The sequence below is a fragment of the Micromonospora sp. NPDC126480 genome (genome assembly GCF_040302465.1).
Classification (GTDB): Bacteria; Actinomycetota; Actinomycetes; order Mycobacteriales; family Micromonosporaceae; genus Micromonospora.
This window is the reverse complement of the sequence record NZ_JBEORU010000016.1, coordinates 34812-51695: the sequence shown is the minus strand read 5'-3', so window position 1 is coordinate 51695 and position 16884 is coordinate 34812. Positions and strand designations below refer to the sequence as shown.

Annotated in this window: 12 protein-coding genes and 2 pseudogenes; 2 read left to right on the top strand and 12 right to left on the bottom strand. The window is 77.2% G+C overall.

All coding sequences use genetic code 11. The features are described from left to right. Positions 1 to 117: 117 nt before the first annotated feature. Both crcB (ABTW87_RS16820) and crcB (ABTW87_RS16815) read left to right on the top strand, forming a co-directional pair. Positions 118 to 666, top strand: a complete 549-nt coding sequence (crcB, locus tag ABTW87_RS16820) for a fluoride efflux transporter CrcB (protein WP_350651727.1) — start codon at positions 118 to 120, stop codon at positions 664 to 666. Continuing rightward, the gene (crcB, locus tag ABTW87_RS16815) at positions 663 to 1022 is read left to right on the top strand and encodes a fluoride efflux transporter CrcB (RefSeq protein WP_350651726.1); all 360 of its coding nucleotides are present in this window, start codon (positions 663 to 665) and stop codon (positions 1020 to 1022) included. The genes crcB (ABTW87_RS16820) and crcB (ABTW87_RS16815) overlap by 4 nt, the downstream gene beginning before the upstream one ends. A 135-nt stretch (positions 1023 to 1157) precedes the next feature. On the opposite strand, the pseudogene ABTW87_RS16810 reads toward crcB (ABTW87_RS16815), so the two are convergent. The 12 genes and pseudogenes from ABTW87_RS16810 to cobN form a co-directional block, all read right to left on the bottom strand. Then, positions 1158 to 2093, bottom strand: a pseudogene (locus ABTW87_RS16810) (sirohydrochlorin chelatase); the annotation flags it as partial. Next, positions 2090 to 2680 carry a precorrin-8X methylmutase gene (locus ABTW87_RS16805; protein WP_350651725.1) on the bottom strand — a complete coding sequence of 197 codons (591 nt, stop codon included), beginning with the start codon at positions 2678 to 2680 and terminating at the stop codon, positions 2090 to 2092. The gene ABTW87_RS16805 and the pseudogene ABTW87_RS16810, both read right to left, overlap by 4 nt. After that, complete coding sequence (locus ABTW87_RS16800) at positions 2677 to 2895, bottom strand: DUF362 domain-containing protein (RefSeq protein ID WP_350651724.1); 219 nt, start codon at positions 2893 to 2895, stop codon at positions 2677 to 2679. Before ABTW87_RS16800 ends, ABTW87_RS16805 begins: the two co-directional genes overlap by 4 nt. Further along, entirely contained in the window at positions 2883 to 4616 is a 1734-nt protein-coding gene (gene cobJ, locus ABTW87_RS16795) for a precorrin-3B C(17)-methyltransferase (RefSeq protein ID WP_350651723.1), read from the bottom strand. Before cobJ ends, ABTW87_RS16800 begins: the two co-directional genes overlap by 13 nt. Beyond that, on the bottom strand, positions 4613 to 5932 hold the full coding sequence (gene cbiE / locus ABTW87_RS16790; RefSeq protein ID WP_502891597.1) for a precorrin-6y C5,15-methyltransferase (decarboxylating) subunit CbiE: 1320 nt from the start codon (positions 5930 to 5932) through the stop codon (positions 4613 to 4615). Before cbiE ends, cobJ begins: the two co-directional genes overlap by 4 nt. A 146-nt stretch (positions 5933 to 6078) precedes the next feature. Further along, positions 6079 to 7248: a cobalt-precorrin-5B (C(1))-methyltransferase gene (locus tag ABTW87_RS16785; protein ID WP_350651721.1), complete on the bottom strand. Its 1170-nt coding sequence runs from the start codon at positions 7246 to 7248 to the stop codon at positions 6079 to 6081. Further along, positions 7245 to 8069 carry a precorrin-4 C(11)-methyltransferase gene (gene cobM, locus ABTW87_RS16780; protein WP_350651720.1) on the bottom strand — a complete coding sequence of 275 codons (825 nt, stop codon included), beginning with the start codon at positions 8067 to 8069 and terminating at the stop codon, positions 7245 to 7247. Before cobM ends, ABTW87_RS16785 begins: the two co-directional genes overlap by 4 nt. Next, complete coding sequence (gene cobI / locus ABTW87_RS16775) at positions 8066 to 8815, bottom strand: precorrin-2 C(20)-methyltransferase (RefSeq protein WP_350651719.1); 750 nt, start codon at positions 8813 to 8815, stop codon at positions 8066 to 8068. The genes cobM and cobI overlap by 4 nt, the downstream gene beginning before the upstream one ends. Continuing rightward, positions 8812 to 10170, bottom strand: a complete 1359-nt coding sequence (locus ABTW87_RS16770) for a cobyrinic acid a,c-diamide synthase CobB (RefSeq protein WP_350651718.1) — start codon at positions 10168 to 10170, stop codon at positions 8812 to 8814. The genes cobI and ABTW87_RS16770 overlap by 4 nt, the downstream gene beginning before the upstream one ends. Further along, positions 10164 to 10775, bottom strand: coding sequence for a cob(I)yrinic acid a,c-diamide adenosyltransferase (gene cobO, locus ABTW87_RS16765; RefSeq protein WP_350651717.1), 612 nt, complete (start codon positions 10773 to 10775; stop codon positions 10164 to 10166). Before cobO ends, ABTW87_RS16770 begins: the two co-directional genes overlap by 7 nt. A gap of 125 nt (positions 10776 to 10900) precedes the next feature. Continuing rightward, positions 10901 to 13063, bottom strand: a pseudogene (locus ABTW87_RS16760) (VWA domain-containing protein); the annotation flags it as partial. Beyond that, complete coding sequence (cobN, locus tag ABTW87_RS16755) at positions 13060 to 16728, bottom strand: cobaltochelatase subunit CobN (RefSeq protein WP_350651716.1); 3669 nt, start codon at positions 16726 to 16728, stop codon at positions 13060 to 13062. The gene cobN and the pseudogene ABTW87_RS16760, both read right to left, overlap by 4 nt. Positions 16729 to 16884 lie beyond the last annotated feature (156 nt).

The window sequence follows — 16884 nt, the reverse complement described above, 5'->3', positions numbered from 1 at the left end:
CCGGAAGCCGCGATGCCGCCGGCACGGAGTCGATCAGGGCGTGCCGGCCCCGGTCCTCGCGTCCGCCGGTAGGGTGGGCCCGGGCCAGGCCGGCGATGGCGCGGAAGGAACGGGTGGGTGTCGGGACCGGAGCAGCGGCGCGTCGATCCCGATGTCGACCTGCACGTCCCCGCCGACCGGACGGAGCTGCCCGCCCGTCCCGCCGCATTGCTCGGGGCCGTCGCCGTCGGCGGTGCGCTCGGGGCGCTGGCCCGGGCCGGCCTCGGGTACGCGTTCCCGCCCGGCCCGGCCGGCTTCCCCTGGGCGACCTTCACGGTCAACCTGAGCGGCTGCCTGCTGATCGGGGTGCTGATGGCGCTCCTCGCGCGGCGTGCCGGCGGGCCCGCCCTGGCCCGGCCGTTCCTCGGTGTCGGAGTGCTGGGCGGCTACACCACGTTCTCGACCTACGCAGTCGAGGCGCGACAACTCCTCGCCGCCGGCGCGACGACGACCGCCCTGGCCTACCTGGCGGCGACCCTGACCGGGGCGCTGCTGGCCGTCTGGGCCGGTCACTCCGCCGCCGACCGGTTGGCGGGCCGGGCCGATCGCTCCGCCGCCGGCCGGGTGGCGGTCCGGGCCGGCCGGCTGACTCGGCGCGACCGGGGCAGCGGCAGGGCCGACCGGTGACCGCGCTGCTCATCGCGCTGGGCGCGGCGGTCGGCGCGCCGCTGCGCTACCTGACCGACCGGGCGGTGCAGGCCCGCCTCGGCACCGCCTTTCCGTGGGGCACGCTGACGGTCAACGTGGCCGGCTCACTGCTGCTCGGGTTCCTGGTCGGCCTCCCGGTCCCGCCGGCCGCCGCCGCGTTGCTCGGGACCGGCCTGTGCGGAGCGCTGACCACCTACTCGACGTTCAGCTACGAGACGCTGCGCCTGGCCACCACTGGCCGGGCCCGCGCCGCACTGACCAACGCGCTGCTCAGCGTCACCGCCTGCGTCGCGGCGGCGAGCCTGGGCTACGCCGCGGCCGCCCCGCTGTCCTGACCCGCGCCCCGCGCCCCGCGCCCCGCGCCCCGCGCCCCGCGCCCCGCGCCCCGCGCCAAGATCGTGCTCGATCGCACAAGTAGTGCCCTCCACGGCGCACCGATGCCACTACTTCGCTATTCGAGCGTGATCTGCGCCCGACGCAGACACAGCCGGCGCACCCGACGCCGGCACCGCCGGCTCGTGGTGGTGGTGGTGGTGCCCGTGGCCGTGCCCGGCCGGGTCGTCGGGGTGGTGGTGCGGCGTCTGCGGCCGGCCCAGCTTGTCGGCGAAGCCGGGCAGCGACACCCGGTACGCGCACGTGTCGCAGTTCATCCGGATGTCACCCCGGCGGGCCTCGGCGTGCCGTTCCAGGACCAGCTCGGCCAGCGCGTCGCAGTCACCGATCAGGCCGGCCACCCGGACGTCCAGCTCCGGGTGCTCGGCGGCGAAGGCGCGCGACTGGGCGGCGATCCGGTCCGGCAGCACCCCGGCGAAGAGGAAGTACGGCGCGACGACGATCCGCCGCGCCCCGAGCCGGCGCAGCCGGTCCAGCAGCGCCGGCACGGACGGCTCGGCCAGTGAGACGAAGCCCGGTTCGACGCCGGCGTAGCCGCGGCCCTCCCAGAGCAGCCGGGCCACCTTGGCCACCTCGGCGTTGGCGTCGGGGTCGGTGGAGCCACGCCCGACCAGCGCGACCCACGTGCCGGCGCGGTCGTGCCCGGCGAGCGCGGCGTCGATGCGCTCCTCGAGGACGGTGTGCAGCAGCGGGTGCGGGCCGAGCGGCCGCCCGTAGGCGTACCGCAGGCCGGGGTGGCGCTGCCGCTCGCGGGCCAGCGCGGCCGGGATGTCGCCCTTGCCGTGTCCGGCGGCGGTGAGCACCAGCGGCAACGCCACAAGCGACAGGTGCCCCCGGGCGACAAGCGCGCCGACCGCGTCGGTGAGCGGCGGTGGGGACAGCTCGATGAAGCCGCCCTCGACGTCGCCGACCGCGCCGGCCGCCCGGCGGCGGACCCGCTCGACCAGCGCGGCGAACTGGGCTACTCCCGCGGCGCTGCGGGTGCCGTGGCCGACGATGACCAGTCCGGTCACTGTTCCCCCTCCAGGTGGAGCAGGGCGTTGAGGGCGGCGGCGGCCACCGCCGAACCGCCCTTCTCACCCTGGTTGGACACGGCGGGCAGGCCGCTGGCCCGCAACGCCGCCTTCGACTCGACGGCCCCGACGAAGCCCACCGGCAGGCCGACCACCAGCGCCGGGCGCGCGGGCAGGCTCAGCAGTTCGTCGAGCGCGGTCGGTGCGCAGCCGACCACCCACACCGCGCCGGGGCCGACCCGGTCGAGGGCGAGCCGCATCGCCGCCGCCGAGCGGGTGATCCCGGCCGCCCGGGCCAGGGCGGCGGTGGCCGGCTCGGCGATCGGGCAGGTCACCACCCGGCCGGTGATCCCGGCGGCGACCATCGCCACGTCGGCCACGACCGGCGCGCCGGCCCGCAGCGCGGCCAGCCCACCGGCCAGGGCGGTCTCGTCACAGACCAGGTCGGTCACGTACGCCAGGTCGGCGCTGGCGTGCACCACCCGTTCGGTGACCGCGCGGCTCAGCGGGGGCAGGTGGCCGAGGTCGATCCGCTCGCGCAGGATCCGGTACGACTCGACCTCGATCGGATGTACGACGCGGATCACCCGCGCTCCTCTCCACTGTGGTCCGTGCCGGTGGGGCGGATGGCGTCCACCGGGCAGATCTCCAGGCACTCGAGGCAGCCGGTGCAGCGGTCGGCGCGGACGACGAGGCCGCCGGTGACCGGCCGGAGGGCGTGGGTGGGGCAGGTCAGCAGGCAGGCGCCGCAGCCCTGGCAGGCGTGCACGGCCACCGGGGCGACGCCGGTCATCCGCGCCACCGGTAGCCGCGCGGGGTGACCATCCGGCCGGCGATCACGCGGGTGCGGCTGCTGCCCACGACGACGACGCTGTACATGTCGACCACCGCCGGGTCGAGGGTGGCCAGGGTGGCCAGGTGCACCCGCTGCCCGGCCCGGCTGGCGTTGCGCACGACGCCCACCGGAGTCTCCGGGGGCCGGTGCGCCCCGAGCAGCCGCAGCGCCTCCGGCAGCTGCCAGTCCCGGCTGCGGCTGCGCGGGTTGTAGAGCAACGCCACGAGGTCGCCCTGCGCCACGGCGGTCACCCGCCGGGCGATGACCTCCCACGGAGTGTGCAGGTCGGACAGGCTGAGGTAGGCGTGGTCGTGGCCGAGCGGCGCCCCGAGCAGGGCCGCGGCGGCGAGGCCGGCGGTCACCCCGGGTACGCCGACGACGTCGACGCGTTCGTCGGCGTACTCCAGGGCGGGGCTCGCCATCGCGTACACACCGGCGTCGCCGGACCCGACGAGGGCGACCGCGTGGCCGGCGGTGGCCTCGGCGACGGCGGTCCGGGCCCGCTCCTCCTCGGCGCCGAGCCCGCTGGCGAGCACCCGGGTGCCGGGGCGCAGCAGGTCGCGGACCTGCTCGACGTACTGGTCCAGTCCCACCACCACGGCGGCTCGCCGCAACTCGGTCACCGCCCGGGGGGTGCGCAGGTCGGCAGCGCCGGGGCCGAGGCCGACGAGGGCGAGCCGGCCGCGCGGCGCGTGCCGCGCCACCGCGACGGTGGCCATCGCGCTCGCGGTCTTCGGTACCAGCAGCTCCGCGCCGCCGCCGAGCAGGGCCGCGGCCTCCGCGACGCTCGGGGTGCCGACCGCGGCGCGGACGATGTCGCTGGGGTTGGGCACGTCGACCGCGGCCAGCTCCGCCGCGGGCCAGGTCACCAGGGGTACGCGCAACGCGTCGGCGGTCGCGCGGATGCCCACCTCGTCGGCCTTGACGTCGACGCTGGCCAGGCAGCGCAGGCTCGCCGGGCTCAACCCCGCCGCGTTGAGCACCCGCTCCAGCAGGGCGCGCACCTCGCCGGCCGGCACGCCCCGGCTGGCCCCCACGCCGGCGACCAGAGACGGTGGCCGGAGCACGGCGGTACGCCCGTCCGGCGGCACGAGCCGGTCGGTGACCAGCAGCCGGTGCCCGCCGGGTGCGGCCCGTCCGGCGGGCGGTGGCGGCACGACGCGGACGTTGTCCGGCAGGGCGGGAAGCGGCCAGGCGGTGTCGGCGACCAGCGCGACCGGCTCGCCGTCGAGGATCGCCCGGCTCACCGCGGCGACCGCCCCTTCGACGGGCCAGCCGAGGGTGTCCAGCCCGGGCAGGCCGGTGACGTCGGTGGCGGTGGTGACCACCGGTACGGCGTCGAGCAGCGCCCCGACCTCGGCGGCCAGCGCGTTGGCCCCGCCGGCGTGCCCGCCGAGCAGGGCGACCGCGTGCCCGGCGGCCTCGTCGACCACGACGACGGCCGGGTCCGTGCGCTTGTCGCCGAGCAGCGGGGCGAGGATCCGCACCACCGCGCCGGTGGCCAGGAACGCCACGATCGCGTCGTACCGCGTCCAGGCGTCCCGGAGCGCGTCGGCGGCGCTGCCCGCCTCGACCAGGCGGGCGTGCGGCCACGCGTCGGCGAGGACCGACGCGTGCCGCCGGCCGGCGGCGGTGGCGGCGACGAGCCCGACCTGGCGTGGCTCGGCGGTGCCGCGGGTGTGGGTCACGGGCGCTCCCCGCTGAGGACGACCACCGGGTTGGTGGCCGCGAGACGGACCGACCCGCCGGGCAGGTCGGCGAGGCGGGCGGCGGACAGTTGCACGCCCTCGACGGCGTAGCCGGCGCCGCGCAGCAGGTCCCGGGCCACGACGACCCGGTCCAGTGCGGCGAGCGCGAGGACCACCCGGGCCGGCCGCCGGGTCACGACGGCGGCCAGCGCGCCGGCGCCGCCCCCGCCGACGAAGACCGCGTCCGGCTCGGGCAGCCCGTCCAGGGCGGCCGGCGCGGAGCCGGGGACCACCCGCACGTCGACGCGGTGCCGGGCGGCGTTGGCCCGTACCAGGTCCGCGGCCGCCGGGTCCCGTTCGACGGCGATCACGGCCGCGCCGAGCAGCGCGCATTCGATGCCGACCGAGCCGCTGCCCGCGCCGACGTCCCACACCAGCCGACCCAGCCGGGGTCGCAGACGGGCCACGGCCAGGGCCCGCACCTCCGCCTTCGTGATCATCGAGTCGCGGTGCGCGTACGCGGTCTCGGGCAGCGCCCACCCCCCGGCGGGCGCTGCGGCGGGCTGGTCGTCGACGCGCATCGCCCCGGCTGTCCGTCGGTCGTCGGCGTGCGGCTCCCCGCCGGGTGCGGGCGGCCCGGCGGCGACGCTCACCACCACGTGAGGGTCGGCCCAGGCCCGCGCGGCGGCCTCCGGCGGGGTGGTCCAGGTGAGCCGTTCGGGGCCGGTGCCGAGTTGCTCGGCGACCAGCAGCCGGCGCGACCAGCCCACCAGGCCGGCGCCGACCTCGGCCGCCCCCGCGCCCGGCGCCGTCAGGACCGCCACCAGCGGCAGCGCGCGGCAGGCGTTGAGGGCCGGTCGCACGTCCCGCCCGTGGGCGGTGACCACGGCTGCGCCCTCCCACGGCAGTCCCGCCCGGGCGAACGCGGCGGCCACACTGGACACCGCCGGCAGGACCCGTACCGGCAGCCCGGCCGCCCGCAGCCGCCGGACGATCCCGAAGAACCCCGGATCGCCGCTGGCCAGCACCACGGCCGGCGTGCCGGCGGCGACAGCGGCGGCCAGCCGCTCCACCGCCGGCGCCAGCGGCCCCAGCACGACGGTCCGGGCCCGCGCCGGGACCGTGACCGCGGCGAGGTGCCGGGCCGCACCGATCACCAGCCCGGCCCGCGCCAGCGCGGCCGCGAGCTCGGGGTGCGGCGGGTTGCCGGCCACGTCCATCCCGGCCACGGTCACCAGGGCCGGGCCCGTCTCGGCGGCACCCCGAGCGTCGGCGGCAGCCGGAGCAGCGTCGGCGGGTCGCACACCCGAAGGCATGTCGCGGTAGAGCGATATTCCTGCCAGGCATGAATATGCTTGTCGGTCATACCGCTCGACAGCGGGTGATGTCCGCCGCCCAGCACGGTCCGTGATCCGGCTGTCGGGGACGCTGCCCGCCCCACTCCGCGGTTCGTCGGGAAAGGTCACCGGTCCCACCGCCCGGAGGAGGCGACCACCCGCGCGCCGGCGAAGTTCACCATGGCGACGTCGACGTCGAGCGCGTCACCGGCGAAGCGCCGCAGCACGGCCCGGACCCGGCGGCACAGCAGGTCGCCGGCGGGCCGGAGCAGGCCGGCGGCCTCCCACAGCTCGTACGCGTGCCGCCCGGTGTTCGCGGCGGTGACGGCGGCGGCCAGGTCGGCGTCACCGCCCGCCTCGGCGGTGACCGCGCCGAGCAGGGACAGGTCGACCTTGGAGCGGGTGTAGTGGGTCATCAGCACCCCGGCGGCGAGCTTCGCCAGCTTGCCGGCCATGCCGACGAAGACCAGCCGGGTCAGGCCGTCGGCGACCGCCGCGGTGACCGCTGCCCCGGTGAAGTCGCCGACCTCCACGAAGCACACCTCGGGCAGGTCCGGCAGGAGCCCGCGGGCGGCCCGCTCGGTGCGCCCGCCGGTGCACAGCACCGCGGTCCGCTCCCCCTGCGCGGCCATCACGTGCACCGCCTGCACGACGCTCGCCCGCCAGGAGGCGGTGGAGAAGGGCCGGACGATGCCGGTCGTGCCCAGGATGGAGATGCCGCCGAGGATGCCGAGCCGGCGGTTGGTGGTCCGGCGCGCCATGACCTCCCCGCGCGGGACGCTGATCACCACCCGGACGCCGACCGTGGCCAGGTCGATCACCTCGCCGACCGCGGCGTCGATCATCCGGCGCGGGGTGTCGTTGATCGCCGGGCCGCCGACCGCCAGCCCGAGCCCGGGCTTCGTCACCGTGCCCACGCCCGGCCCGCCCTCCAGGGCCAGTCCGGGGACGTCCCGCCAGTTCACGGTGGCGGTCAGTTCCGCGCCGTGGGTGACGTCCGGGTCGTCCCCGGCGTCCTTGACCACCACCGCCTCCGCCCTCGCCGCCCGGCCGGGCGCACCGCCGCCCGCCGGCTCCACGGCACACCGGGCCACCGGGAAGCGCACCCGCCGCCCGGCCGGCAGGCCGATCTCCACCTCGCCCTGCGGGACGCCGGTGACCAGGGCGGTCAGGGCGGCCTTCGCAGCGGCGGTCGCGCAGGCGCCGGTCGTCCATCCGGTACGCAGCGCGGTGGGCCGGACCTTCGCGGTACGCGGCAGGTCCGGCTCGCGCAGCGGCGGCCCGTCCCAGGTCATCCGGTCCAGCCCTCGTCGGCGGCGACGCGCGAGCGACGCAGGGCGGCCCGGGCGGCCGGCTCGGCCCTGCGGTGGCTGTGGAAGTGGCCCGGGTGGTACAGGTGCGAGCGGGTGCCGGAGGCGGCCAGGGCCGGGCCGACCAGGATCAGCGTGTGCTTCCAGAGGCGGTGTTCCTTCACCGTCGCCGCCAGGTCGCCCACGGTGCAGTGGACGATCAGCTCGTCCGGCCAGGTCGCCTGGTACGCGACGACCGCCGGGGTGTCGGGCGGGTAACCGCCGGCGAGCAGCTCGGCCTGCACCTGCTGGGAGCGGGCGGCGGACAGGAACAGCGCCATGGTGGTGCCGTGCCGGGCGAACTCGCGTACCCGCTCGCCCGGCGGCATCGGCGTGCGCCCGCCCTCCAGGCGGGTGAGGATCACCGACTGGGCGACCTCGGGGACGGTCAGCTCCCGGCCCACCCGGGCGGCGACCGCGGTGAACGACGAGACCCCGGGCACGATCTCCACGGTGAGGCCGAGCGCCCGGCACAGGTCGAGCTGCTCCTGTACCGCGCCCCACAGGGCCGGGTCGCCGGAGTGGATCCGGGCCACCGTGAGACCCTCGGCGGCGGCCCGCTCGTACAGCGGCAGCACACCCTCGATCGGCAGCCGGGAGGAGTCGACGAGCTCGGCGTCCGGGCGGGCGTGGGCGAGGACGTCGGGGTGCACCAGGCTGGCCGCCCACACCACCACGTCGGCGGCGGCGATCACCCGGGCCGCCCGCAGGGTCAGCAGGTCCGCCGCGCCGGGGCCGGCGCCGACGAACCACACCGCGCCGCTCACAGCTTGCCGCCCCGACGCCGGCGGCGCGCCGGCACCAGCAGCGTGGACAGGTACGGCGGTTCGCCCTCGGTCCCGGCGGCCGGGCCGACGAGCTCACCCGGCAGGCCGAGTCCGCTGCCGAGCACGGCGTCGGCGAGGCGGCCCTGCCGGCGCAGCTCGGCCAGCAGTTCGGGATGGCGGCGCCAGCCCTTGTAGGCGACCACCGTCCCGGGCCCGGCGACCGCGTCGGCGAACAGCGCCAGGCCCGCGGTGACCGGCAGCAGCGTCAGCGGCTCCCGCCCCTCACACAGCGGGATCCCGCTGCGGGCGGCCAGCTCCTGCATCGCGGTGACCCCCGGCACGGTCCGCACGGTGACCTCGGGCCGCAGCGCGCGCACGGTCTGCGCCAGGTAGCCGAAGGTGGAGTAGACGTTGGGGTCGCCGATCGTGGCGAACGCGAGCGCCCGGGCGCCCCGGTCGACGGCGGCGGTCACCGTCCGGGCGGCGGCGTCCCACGCGCGTTCCCGGCGCACGGTCACCCCGCCCCGGTCGTCGAGGGCGAACGGCAGCCGGCGCAGCCGGTCCGGCGGCACGTGCGGTGAGACGGTGGTCTCGGCCCGCCCGGGCGTCGCGGTGCCGTCGGCGGCGGGCCGGTCCAGGACGGGTACGAACACCACGTCGGCCTCGCGCAGCACGCGTACCGCCCGCAGGGTGAGCAGTTCCGGGTCCCCGGGGCCGACCCCGACCCCGGTCAGGGTGGCGGTCACCGGGCCGCCGCCTCGACCAGCCGGCGGGCGGCGTGCGGCTGGCCGGCCCAGTGGGTGTGCAGGTAGGAGGCGTGCACCCGATCGCTGACGAAGCCGTGTCGGGTGCCGTCCCAGCGCCACGCCGGCCGGTCGCCGTGGCCGGGGTCGGTGACGGTGCGGTGGAACTCGTGGCCGCGTACCGGTTCGCCGGCGGTGTGCACCGGCGAGTCGGCGGCGGCGACGGCCGCCCGGTACCCGAGGGTGAGCCGGCCGGTCATCCGGGCGGTCAGGTCGAGCCGCCCGCACATCGGCACGCCGTCCAGTTCGCGACCGAGGTAGAGCAGTCCGGCGCACTCGGCGACCACCGGCCCGTCGAACGCGGCCAGGTCGGCGCGCAGCCCGGTGTTGGCGGCGAGCGCGTCGACGTGCACCTCCGGGAAGCCACCGCCGAGGACCACCGCACGGGTGCCGGCCGGTAGCGCCGGGTCGCGCAGCGGATCGAACCGGACGACGTCCGCGCCGGCGGCGGTGAGCAGTTCGGCCGTCTCGGCGTACCCGAAGGTGAACGCCGGACCACCGGCGACAGCGACGACCGGACGGGCCGACCCGGCCGGGCCGCCGACGGCGGCGACCGGGTCCCAGGCCGGCGCGGCCAGCGGCGGGGCACCCCGGGCCAGGTCGAGCACGGCGTCCAGGTCCACGGTGGACGTGACCAGGTCGGCCAGCGCGTCGACGAGCGCCCGCGACTCGGCGGCCCGCTCGGCGACCGGCACCAGCCCGAGGTGCCGCGCCGGGGCGGCCACCCCGGCCGTCCGGGCGACGGCGCCCAGCACCGGTACGCCGACCTCGGCCAGCGCGTCACGCAGCAGCGACTCGTGCCGGGGCGAGCCGACCCGGTTGAGGATCACCCCGCCGATCCGCACGGCCGGGTCGAACGCGCGCATGCCGAGCACCAGCGCCGCGGCGCTGCGACCCTGCGCCGTGGTGTCGAGCACCAGCAGCACGGGCGCGTCGACGAGCCGGGCGACGTGGGCGGTGGAGGCGTACCCCCGGTGGCCGACCGCGCCGTCGTGCAGCCCCATCACGCCCTCGATCACCGCGACGTCGGCGGGGACGGGGACGGTCGCGCCGTGCCGCAGCAGGCCCGCGACCCGTGCCTCCCCGACGAGCCACGGGTCGAGGTTGCGGCCGGGCCGGCCGGCGGCGAGGGCGTGGTACCCGGGGTCGATGTAGTCGGGGCCGACCTTGTGCGGGCTGACCGTGAGGCCGCGGCGGCGCAGCACGGCGAGCAGTCCGGTGGCGACGGTGGTCTTGCCGTGCCCGCTGGCCGGTGCGGCGACGACCACGCGGGGCATCGGCTGGGGCGCGATCACCACTCGATGCCCCTCTGCCCCTTCTGGCCGGCGTCCATCGGGTGCTTCACCTTGGTCAGCTCGGCGACCAGGTCGGCGGCGGCCACCAGGCGGGGGTCGGCGTCGCGGCCGGTGATGACGACGTGCTGGAAGCCGGGCCGGCCGGCGAGGGTGTCGACCACCTCGTCGACGTCCACCCAGCCCCACTTCATCGGGTAGGTGAACTCGTCGAGCACGTACAGGCCGTACCGCTGGGCGGCCAGGTCGCGCTGGATCTGCCGCCACCCCTCGCGGGCGTCGGCGGCGTGGTCGGCCTCGCCGCCGCGCTGGATCCACGACCAGCCCTCGCCCATCTTGTGCCAGGTGACCGGAGCGCCCTGGCCGGTACGGGCGTGCACCTCGCCGAGGGCGCGGAAGGCGTTCTCCTCTCCCACCCGCCACTTGGCGCTCTTGACGAACTGGAACACCCCGACCGGCAGCCCGGCGGTCCACGCCCGCAGCGCCAACCCGAAGGCGGCCGTCGACTTCCCCTTCATCTGTCCGGTGTGGACGACCAGTAGGGGCCGGTTCCGTCGCTGCCGGGTCGTCAACCCGTCCGCGGGCACGTGCGTCGGCTTCCCCTGCGGCATCAGACGGTGCTCCTTCCCGACGCCGCCGCCCCACCGCGTGCGTCGATCTTGCAGTTGTGGCCCCCGATTTCTGCGCTTCCGCCCGGTATGCCGGGGCCGGAAGTGCGTGATCGCGGCGGCGAGGGGGTGGCGAGGGTGGTCACGCTCGTGGCGGTGATCTGCGCCAGCGGGTGGTGGGTCGCCGCCAGGTGGGTGGCCAGACGGTTCGCCAGGTTCAGGCGGACCGGGGCGGATTCGCAGTCGATGACGACGCAGAAGGCACCCGTCGAGCGCAGCACCCGCGCCGCCGCCTCCGCCCGGCGCAGGGGGTCGGGGCCGGCCGTGGCGCGGCCGTCGGTGACGATCAGAACCAGGGGACGCCGTCTCGGGTCGCGAAGGCGTTCCAGGCGCAGCAGGTCGGCGGCGGCGAGCAGGCCCTCGGCCAGCGGCGTACGCCCACCCGTCGGCAACTCGGCCAGCCGGGCCGACGCCGCGAGGACCGAGGACGTGGCGGGCAGGAGTACCTGCGCGCCGGTGCCCCGGAAGGCGATCACCGCGACCTTGTCCCGGCGCTGGTACGCGTCGGTGAGCAGCGCCAGCACGGCGCCCTTGACGGCGCTCATCCGCTGCCGCGCGCCCATCGAGCCGCTGGCGTCGACGACGAAGAGGACCAGGTTGCCCTCACGCCCCTCGCGGACCGCCTCCCGCACGTCGGCCGGGCGCAGCCGTAGCGGCCCGCCGGCCCGTCCCCGGGCGACCTGGTGCGGGGCGGCGGCGCGGACCGTCGCCGGCAGGTGCAGCGCGCCGGGCCGCCCGACGGGCCGCCGCGCCCCGGTGGTGCGCCCCCGCCCGGTGCGCGCCCGCGACCGCCGGCCGGGCACCCCCTCGCCGACGCCGGGCGCGGTGAACACCCGGGCCCGCAACCCACCCTGGGGTACGGCCACCGCACCGCCGTCCGGGCGCCGGCCGTCCGACCGTTGCTCGCCGGCGGTCCGATCCGGACGTGCACCCTGGTCGGCCCGCCCACCGTCGGCCGGCCCACCGTCAATCGGCCCACCGTCGATGGGGTCGGCGACGTCCGTGCTGCCGCCGCGCCCTGGTCCGCCGGACCCGTCCGCCGGACCGTCTCCGCCCGCCGGACCGTCTCCGCCGCCCGGCCCGGAGCCACCGGACGGCCCGCCGTCGGGCCCGGAACCCCCGGTGTCCCGGCCGTCGTCGTCCGGGTCGTCGGGGTGCTCCTCCCGAGCCCGCCGCAACGCCTCGTCCAGACGCTCCTCGTCCAGCCCCGGCGTGTCGAACGGGTCCCGGCGACGCCGGTGCGGCAGGGCGAGCCGAGCCGCGACCCGGACGTCCTCCGCGCCCACCCGCTCCCGGCCCTTCCAGGCGGCGTGCGCGGCGGCGGTACGCGCGGTGACGATGTCGGCGCGCATGCCGTCCACGTCGAACGCCGCGCAGACCTCGGCGATCTGCCGCAGCGCCGCGTCGGTCAAGACCACCCGGTCGAGGCGGGCACGGGCGTCAGCCACCCGGCGGGCCACCGCCGCGTCCGCGTCCGCCCAGCGGGCGGCGAAACCGGCCGGGTCGGCGTCGGCGGCGAGCCGGCGGCGCACCACCTCGACGCGTACGGCCGGGTCGCGGCTGGCGGTCACCTCCACGGCCAGCCCGAACCGGTCGAGCAGTTGGGGGCGCAGCTCCCCCTCCTCCGGGTTCATGGTGCCCACGAGCAGGAACCGGGCCGCGTGGCTGACCGACACCCCCTCCCGCTCGACGTGGCAGCGGCCCATCGCCGCGGCGTCCAGCAGCAGGTCGACCAGATGGTCATGGAGCAGGTTCACCTCGTCGACGTAGAGCACCCCCCGGTGCGCGGCGGCCAGCAGGCCCGGCTCGTAGGCGCGTACCCCCTCGGCGAGGGCCTTCTCCAGGTCGAGCGACCCGACCACCCGGTCCTCGGCGGCGCCGACCGGCAGCTCGACCAGGGCGGCCGGGCGGCGCTCGACGGACGCCCCGCGCGGGTGCGGCCCGTCCGGGCAGCGCGGGTCGGGCGCGGCCGGGTCGCAAGCGAAGCGGCAGCCCGCCACCCGGTCCACCGTGGGCAGCAGGGCGGCCAGCGCCCGCACGGCGGTCGACTTGGCGGTGCCCTTCTCCCCCCGCACGAGCACCCCGCCGATCGCCGGGCTGACCGCGTTGAGCAGCAGGGCGAGGCGCATGTCGTCCATGCCGAGGACCGCCGAGAACGGGTACCCGCTCACCGCACCGCCTTCCGTTCGCGACTGCGGGGCTCGCAAACCCGGCTCACTCCTCGCGCTCACCGCCGGTCCTCCAGGTCGCCCTCGCTGGCCAGGTACGTCTCGCGGAGCCGGTCCAGCGTCGCCGGCTCCGGCTCGGCCCACAGGCCCCGGTCGGCGGCCTCCAGGAGCCGCTCGGTGATGCCGCGCAGCGCCCACGGGTTCGACCGCTCCAGGAACGCGCGGGTCTCGTCGTCGAACAGGTACGCCTCGGCGAGGCGCTCGTACATCCAGTCGTCGACCACGCCGGCGGTGGCGTCGTAACCGAACAGGTAGTCCACGGTGGCCGCCAGCTCGAAGGCGCCCTTGTAGCCGTGCCGGCGCATCGCGGCGATCCAGCGCGGGTTCACCACCCGGGCCCGGAACACCCGCCGGGTCTCCTCGCCGAGCGTGCGGGTGCGTACGTCGTGCGGCGTCGCGGAGTCCCCGACGTACGCGGCCGGCGCGGCGCCGGTGAGGTGGCGGACCATCGCCACCATCCCGCCGTGGTACTGGAAGTAGTCGTCGGAGTCGACGATGTCGTGCTCGCGGGTGTCCTGGTTCTTGACGGCCACGGCGATGCGCGCGAAGGAGCGCTCCATGTCGCCGCGCGCCGCCCGTCCGTCGAGCCCCCGCCCGTACGCGTAGCCACCCCACACCGCGTACACCTCGGCGAGGTCGGCGTCGCTGCGCCAGTTGCGCGCGTCGATAAGCGGCAGCAACCCGGCCCCGTACGCGCCCGGCTTCGACCCGAAGATCCGGGCGGTGGCCCGACGCTCGTCGCCGTGCTCGGCGACGTCGGCGTCCACGTGGGCCTTGACGAAGTTCTCCGCGGCCGGCTCGTCGAGGGCGGCCACCGCCCGCACCGCGTCGTCGAGCAGCGCTACGACGTGCGGGAAGGCGTCCCGGAAGAAGCCGGAGATGCGGACCGTGACGTCGATGCGGGGGCGACCCAGCTCGGTCAGGGGCAGCACCTCGAAGCCGGTGACGCGGCGGGAACGGTCGTCCCAGACCGGCCGGCAGCCGAGCAGGGCGAGCACCTCGGCGATGTCGTCGCCCTGCGTGCGCATGGCGCTGGTGCCCCACACGGTGAGCCCGACCGAGCGCGGGTACCCGCCGGTGTCGGCGAGGTGCCGGGCCAGCAGCGAGTCGGCGAGCGCCACGCCGACGTCCCAGGCGTTGCGGCTCGGGATCGCCTTCGGGTCGACCGAGTAGAAGTTGCGGCCGGTGGGCAGCACGTTGACCAGGCCCCGGGTGGGTGAGCCGGACGGGCCGGGCGGCACGAACCCCCCGTCGAGCGCGGCGAGCACCCGGTCGATCTCGTCGGTGGTGCGCTCCAGCCGCGGCACCAGCTCGGTGGCGGCGAAGCGCAGGACCGCGACGGCGTCCGGGACGGGCCGGCCGGTGACCTCCGCGACCACCGCGTCGGCCTTGTCGGCGTCCCAGCCGAGCGTCTCCATCCCCAGCACGAGGCGCCGCGCCAGGCTCTCGACCAGGTCGACGGCGTCGGCGGCGGTGGCGGCCGGACCGTCGGCCGCCTCGGTGAGCGCCTCGGGCAGGGCCAGCCGCTCGCCGGGTGCGGCGAGCAGCGCGGCCTCGTCCAGGCCGTAGCTCGCGGCGAGCGCCTGCCGCAGGCCGGGCAGGGCGCGGGCACCGCCCCACACCTGCGGCGCGCGCAGCACGGCTAGCACCAGGTTGACCCGTGTCTCCCCGGCCGGCGCGGCGGCCAGCACGTGCAGGCCGTCGCGGATCTGCACGTCCTTGACCTCGCACAGGTACCCGTCGAGGTGCAGCACGAAGTCGTCGAAGTCGTCCGCCGCCGGCATGGCGTCGACGTGCAGGTCCTGGTGCAGCTCGGCGGCCCGGACCAGGTCCCAGATCTGGCCCTGCACGACGGGGACCTTGGCCGGGTCGAGGGCCTGCACGGTCGCGTACTCGTCGAGGAGCTGCTCCAGCTTGGCCAGGTCGCCGTACGTCTCGGCGCGGGCCATCGGCGGCACCAGGTGGTCGACGACGACGGCGTGCGCCCGGCGCTTGGCCTGGGTGCCCTCGCCCGGGTCGTTGACGATGAACGGGTACACCAGCGGCAGGTCGCCGAGGACCGCGTCGGGGGCGCAGTCGGCCGCCAGCCCGAGGCCCTTGCCGGGCAGCCACTCCAGCGTGCCGTGCTTGCCGAGGTGCACCACGGCGTCCGCGCCGAACCCGCCGTCCCCGACGGGCGCGGCGAGCCACCGGTACGCGGCCAGGTAGTGATGGCTCGGCGGCAGGTCGGGGTCGTGGTAGATGGCGACCGGGTTCTCCCCGAAACCGCGCGGCGGCTGGATCAGCAGGGCCACGTTGCCGAGGCGCAGCCCGGCCAGCACGATGTCCCCGCCGTCGGTGTACAGCTCGCCGGGCGGCTCGCCCCAGTGCTCGCGCATCGCCGCGCGCAGCTCCGCCGGCACCTCGGCGAACCACCGCCGGTAGGTCGCCCCCGGCACCCGCGCCGACGCGGCGGCGAGCTGCTCCGGGGTCAACCACTCGACGTCGTGCCCGCCGGCGGCGATGAGGGTGTGGATCAGGTCGTCCCCGTCGTCGGGAACCGGCGGGTCGCCCAGGTCGTACCCGGCGTCGGCGAGCGCGGCGAGCAGCCGCACCGCACTGGCCGGGGTGTCCAGGCCGACGGCGTTGCCGACCCGGGAGTGCTTCGTGGGGTAGGAGCTGAGGATCACCGCCACCCGCTTGGCGGCGTTCGGCACCTGCCGCAGCCGGGCGTGCCGCACCGCGACGCCGGCGACCCGGGCGGCCCGCTCCGGATCCGGCTCGTACGCCGACAGCCCGTCGGCGTCGATCCGTTTGAACGAGAAGGGCACGGTGATGATCCGCCCGTCGAACTCGGGGACCGCCACCTGCATCGCCGCGTCCAGTGGAGACAGTCCGGCGTCGCTGCCGGCCCACTGCTCACGGGTGCTCGTCAGGCAGAGCGCCTGGATCACCGGTACGTCGAGCGCGGCGAGCGCGCCGACGTCCCACGCGTCCTCGTCGCCGCCGCCGGAGGCGTCCGCGGCGACCGTGCCGCCGGCTGCGAGCACGGTGACGAGCAGCACGTCGCAGCGGGCGAACAGCCCCAGCGGGCCGGCTCCGGCGGTCAGCCCGCGCAGCGAGCCGCAGAAGACCGGCAGCGCGTTGGCGCCGGCCGCCTCGACGGCGTCGGCGAGCACGTCCACGAACCCGGTGTTGCCGGCCAGAGCGTGCGCCCGGTAGAAGACGATCCCGACGGTCGGCCGGTCCGGGTCGGCGGGCCGGTCGCCGTGGACCCCGTACGCCGGGGTGCGGGCGGGTGGCGCGAACCCCTCCCCGGTGAGCAGCACCGTGTCGGACAGGAACCGGGCCAGCTGCGCCAGATTCTCCGGACCGCCTTCGACCAGGTAGGACAGCGCCTCGGTGGCCACTCCGACGGGCACGGTGGACGCCGCCATCAGATCCGCGTCCGGCAGGCTCTCGCCGGAGAGCACCACGGTCGGCACGCCGGAGGCGAGCACCGCGGCCAGCCCGTCCGGCCACGCCGCCCGACCGCCGAGCAGGCGTACGACGGCGAGCTCGGCGCCGTCGAGCAGCCCGGGCACGACCTCGGCCCCGACCCGGGCGGGGTTGGCCAGGCGGTAGTCGCCGCCGCTGGCCCGGGCGGCGAGCAGGTCGGTGTCGGCGGTGGACAGCAGCAGGATGCGCACAGGTGGCTCCGGAGAGTGACGCCCGGGCCGGCGCGGGCCGGGCGGGGCGAGGGGCGAGGGGCGAGGCCAGGTCAGCGGCTGCGGCGGGTCACCGCTGCGCGCCGGGGCGCGCCGGATCGGCCGGGAGTGGCCTCGTCAGGCGTGTGCGGAGCGGCC

Bases quoted from the DNA above. Each gene is read 5' to 3' on its own strand.
- ABTW87_RS16785 (WP_350651721.1), bottom strand. From the start codon at position 7,248: ATGACCTGGGACGGGCCGCCGCTGCGCGAGCCGGACCTGCCGCGTACC.
- cbiE (WP_502891597.1), bottom strand. From the start codon at position 5,932: ATGCCTTCGGGTGTGCGACCCGCCGACGCTGCTCCGGCTGCCGCCGAC.
- cobO (WP_350651717.1), bottom strand. From the start codon at position 10,775: ATGCCGCAGGGGAAGCCGACGCACGTGCCCGCGGACGGGTTGACGACC.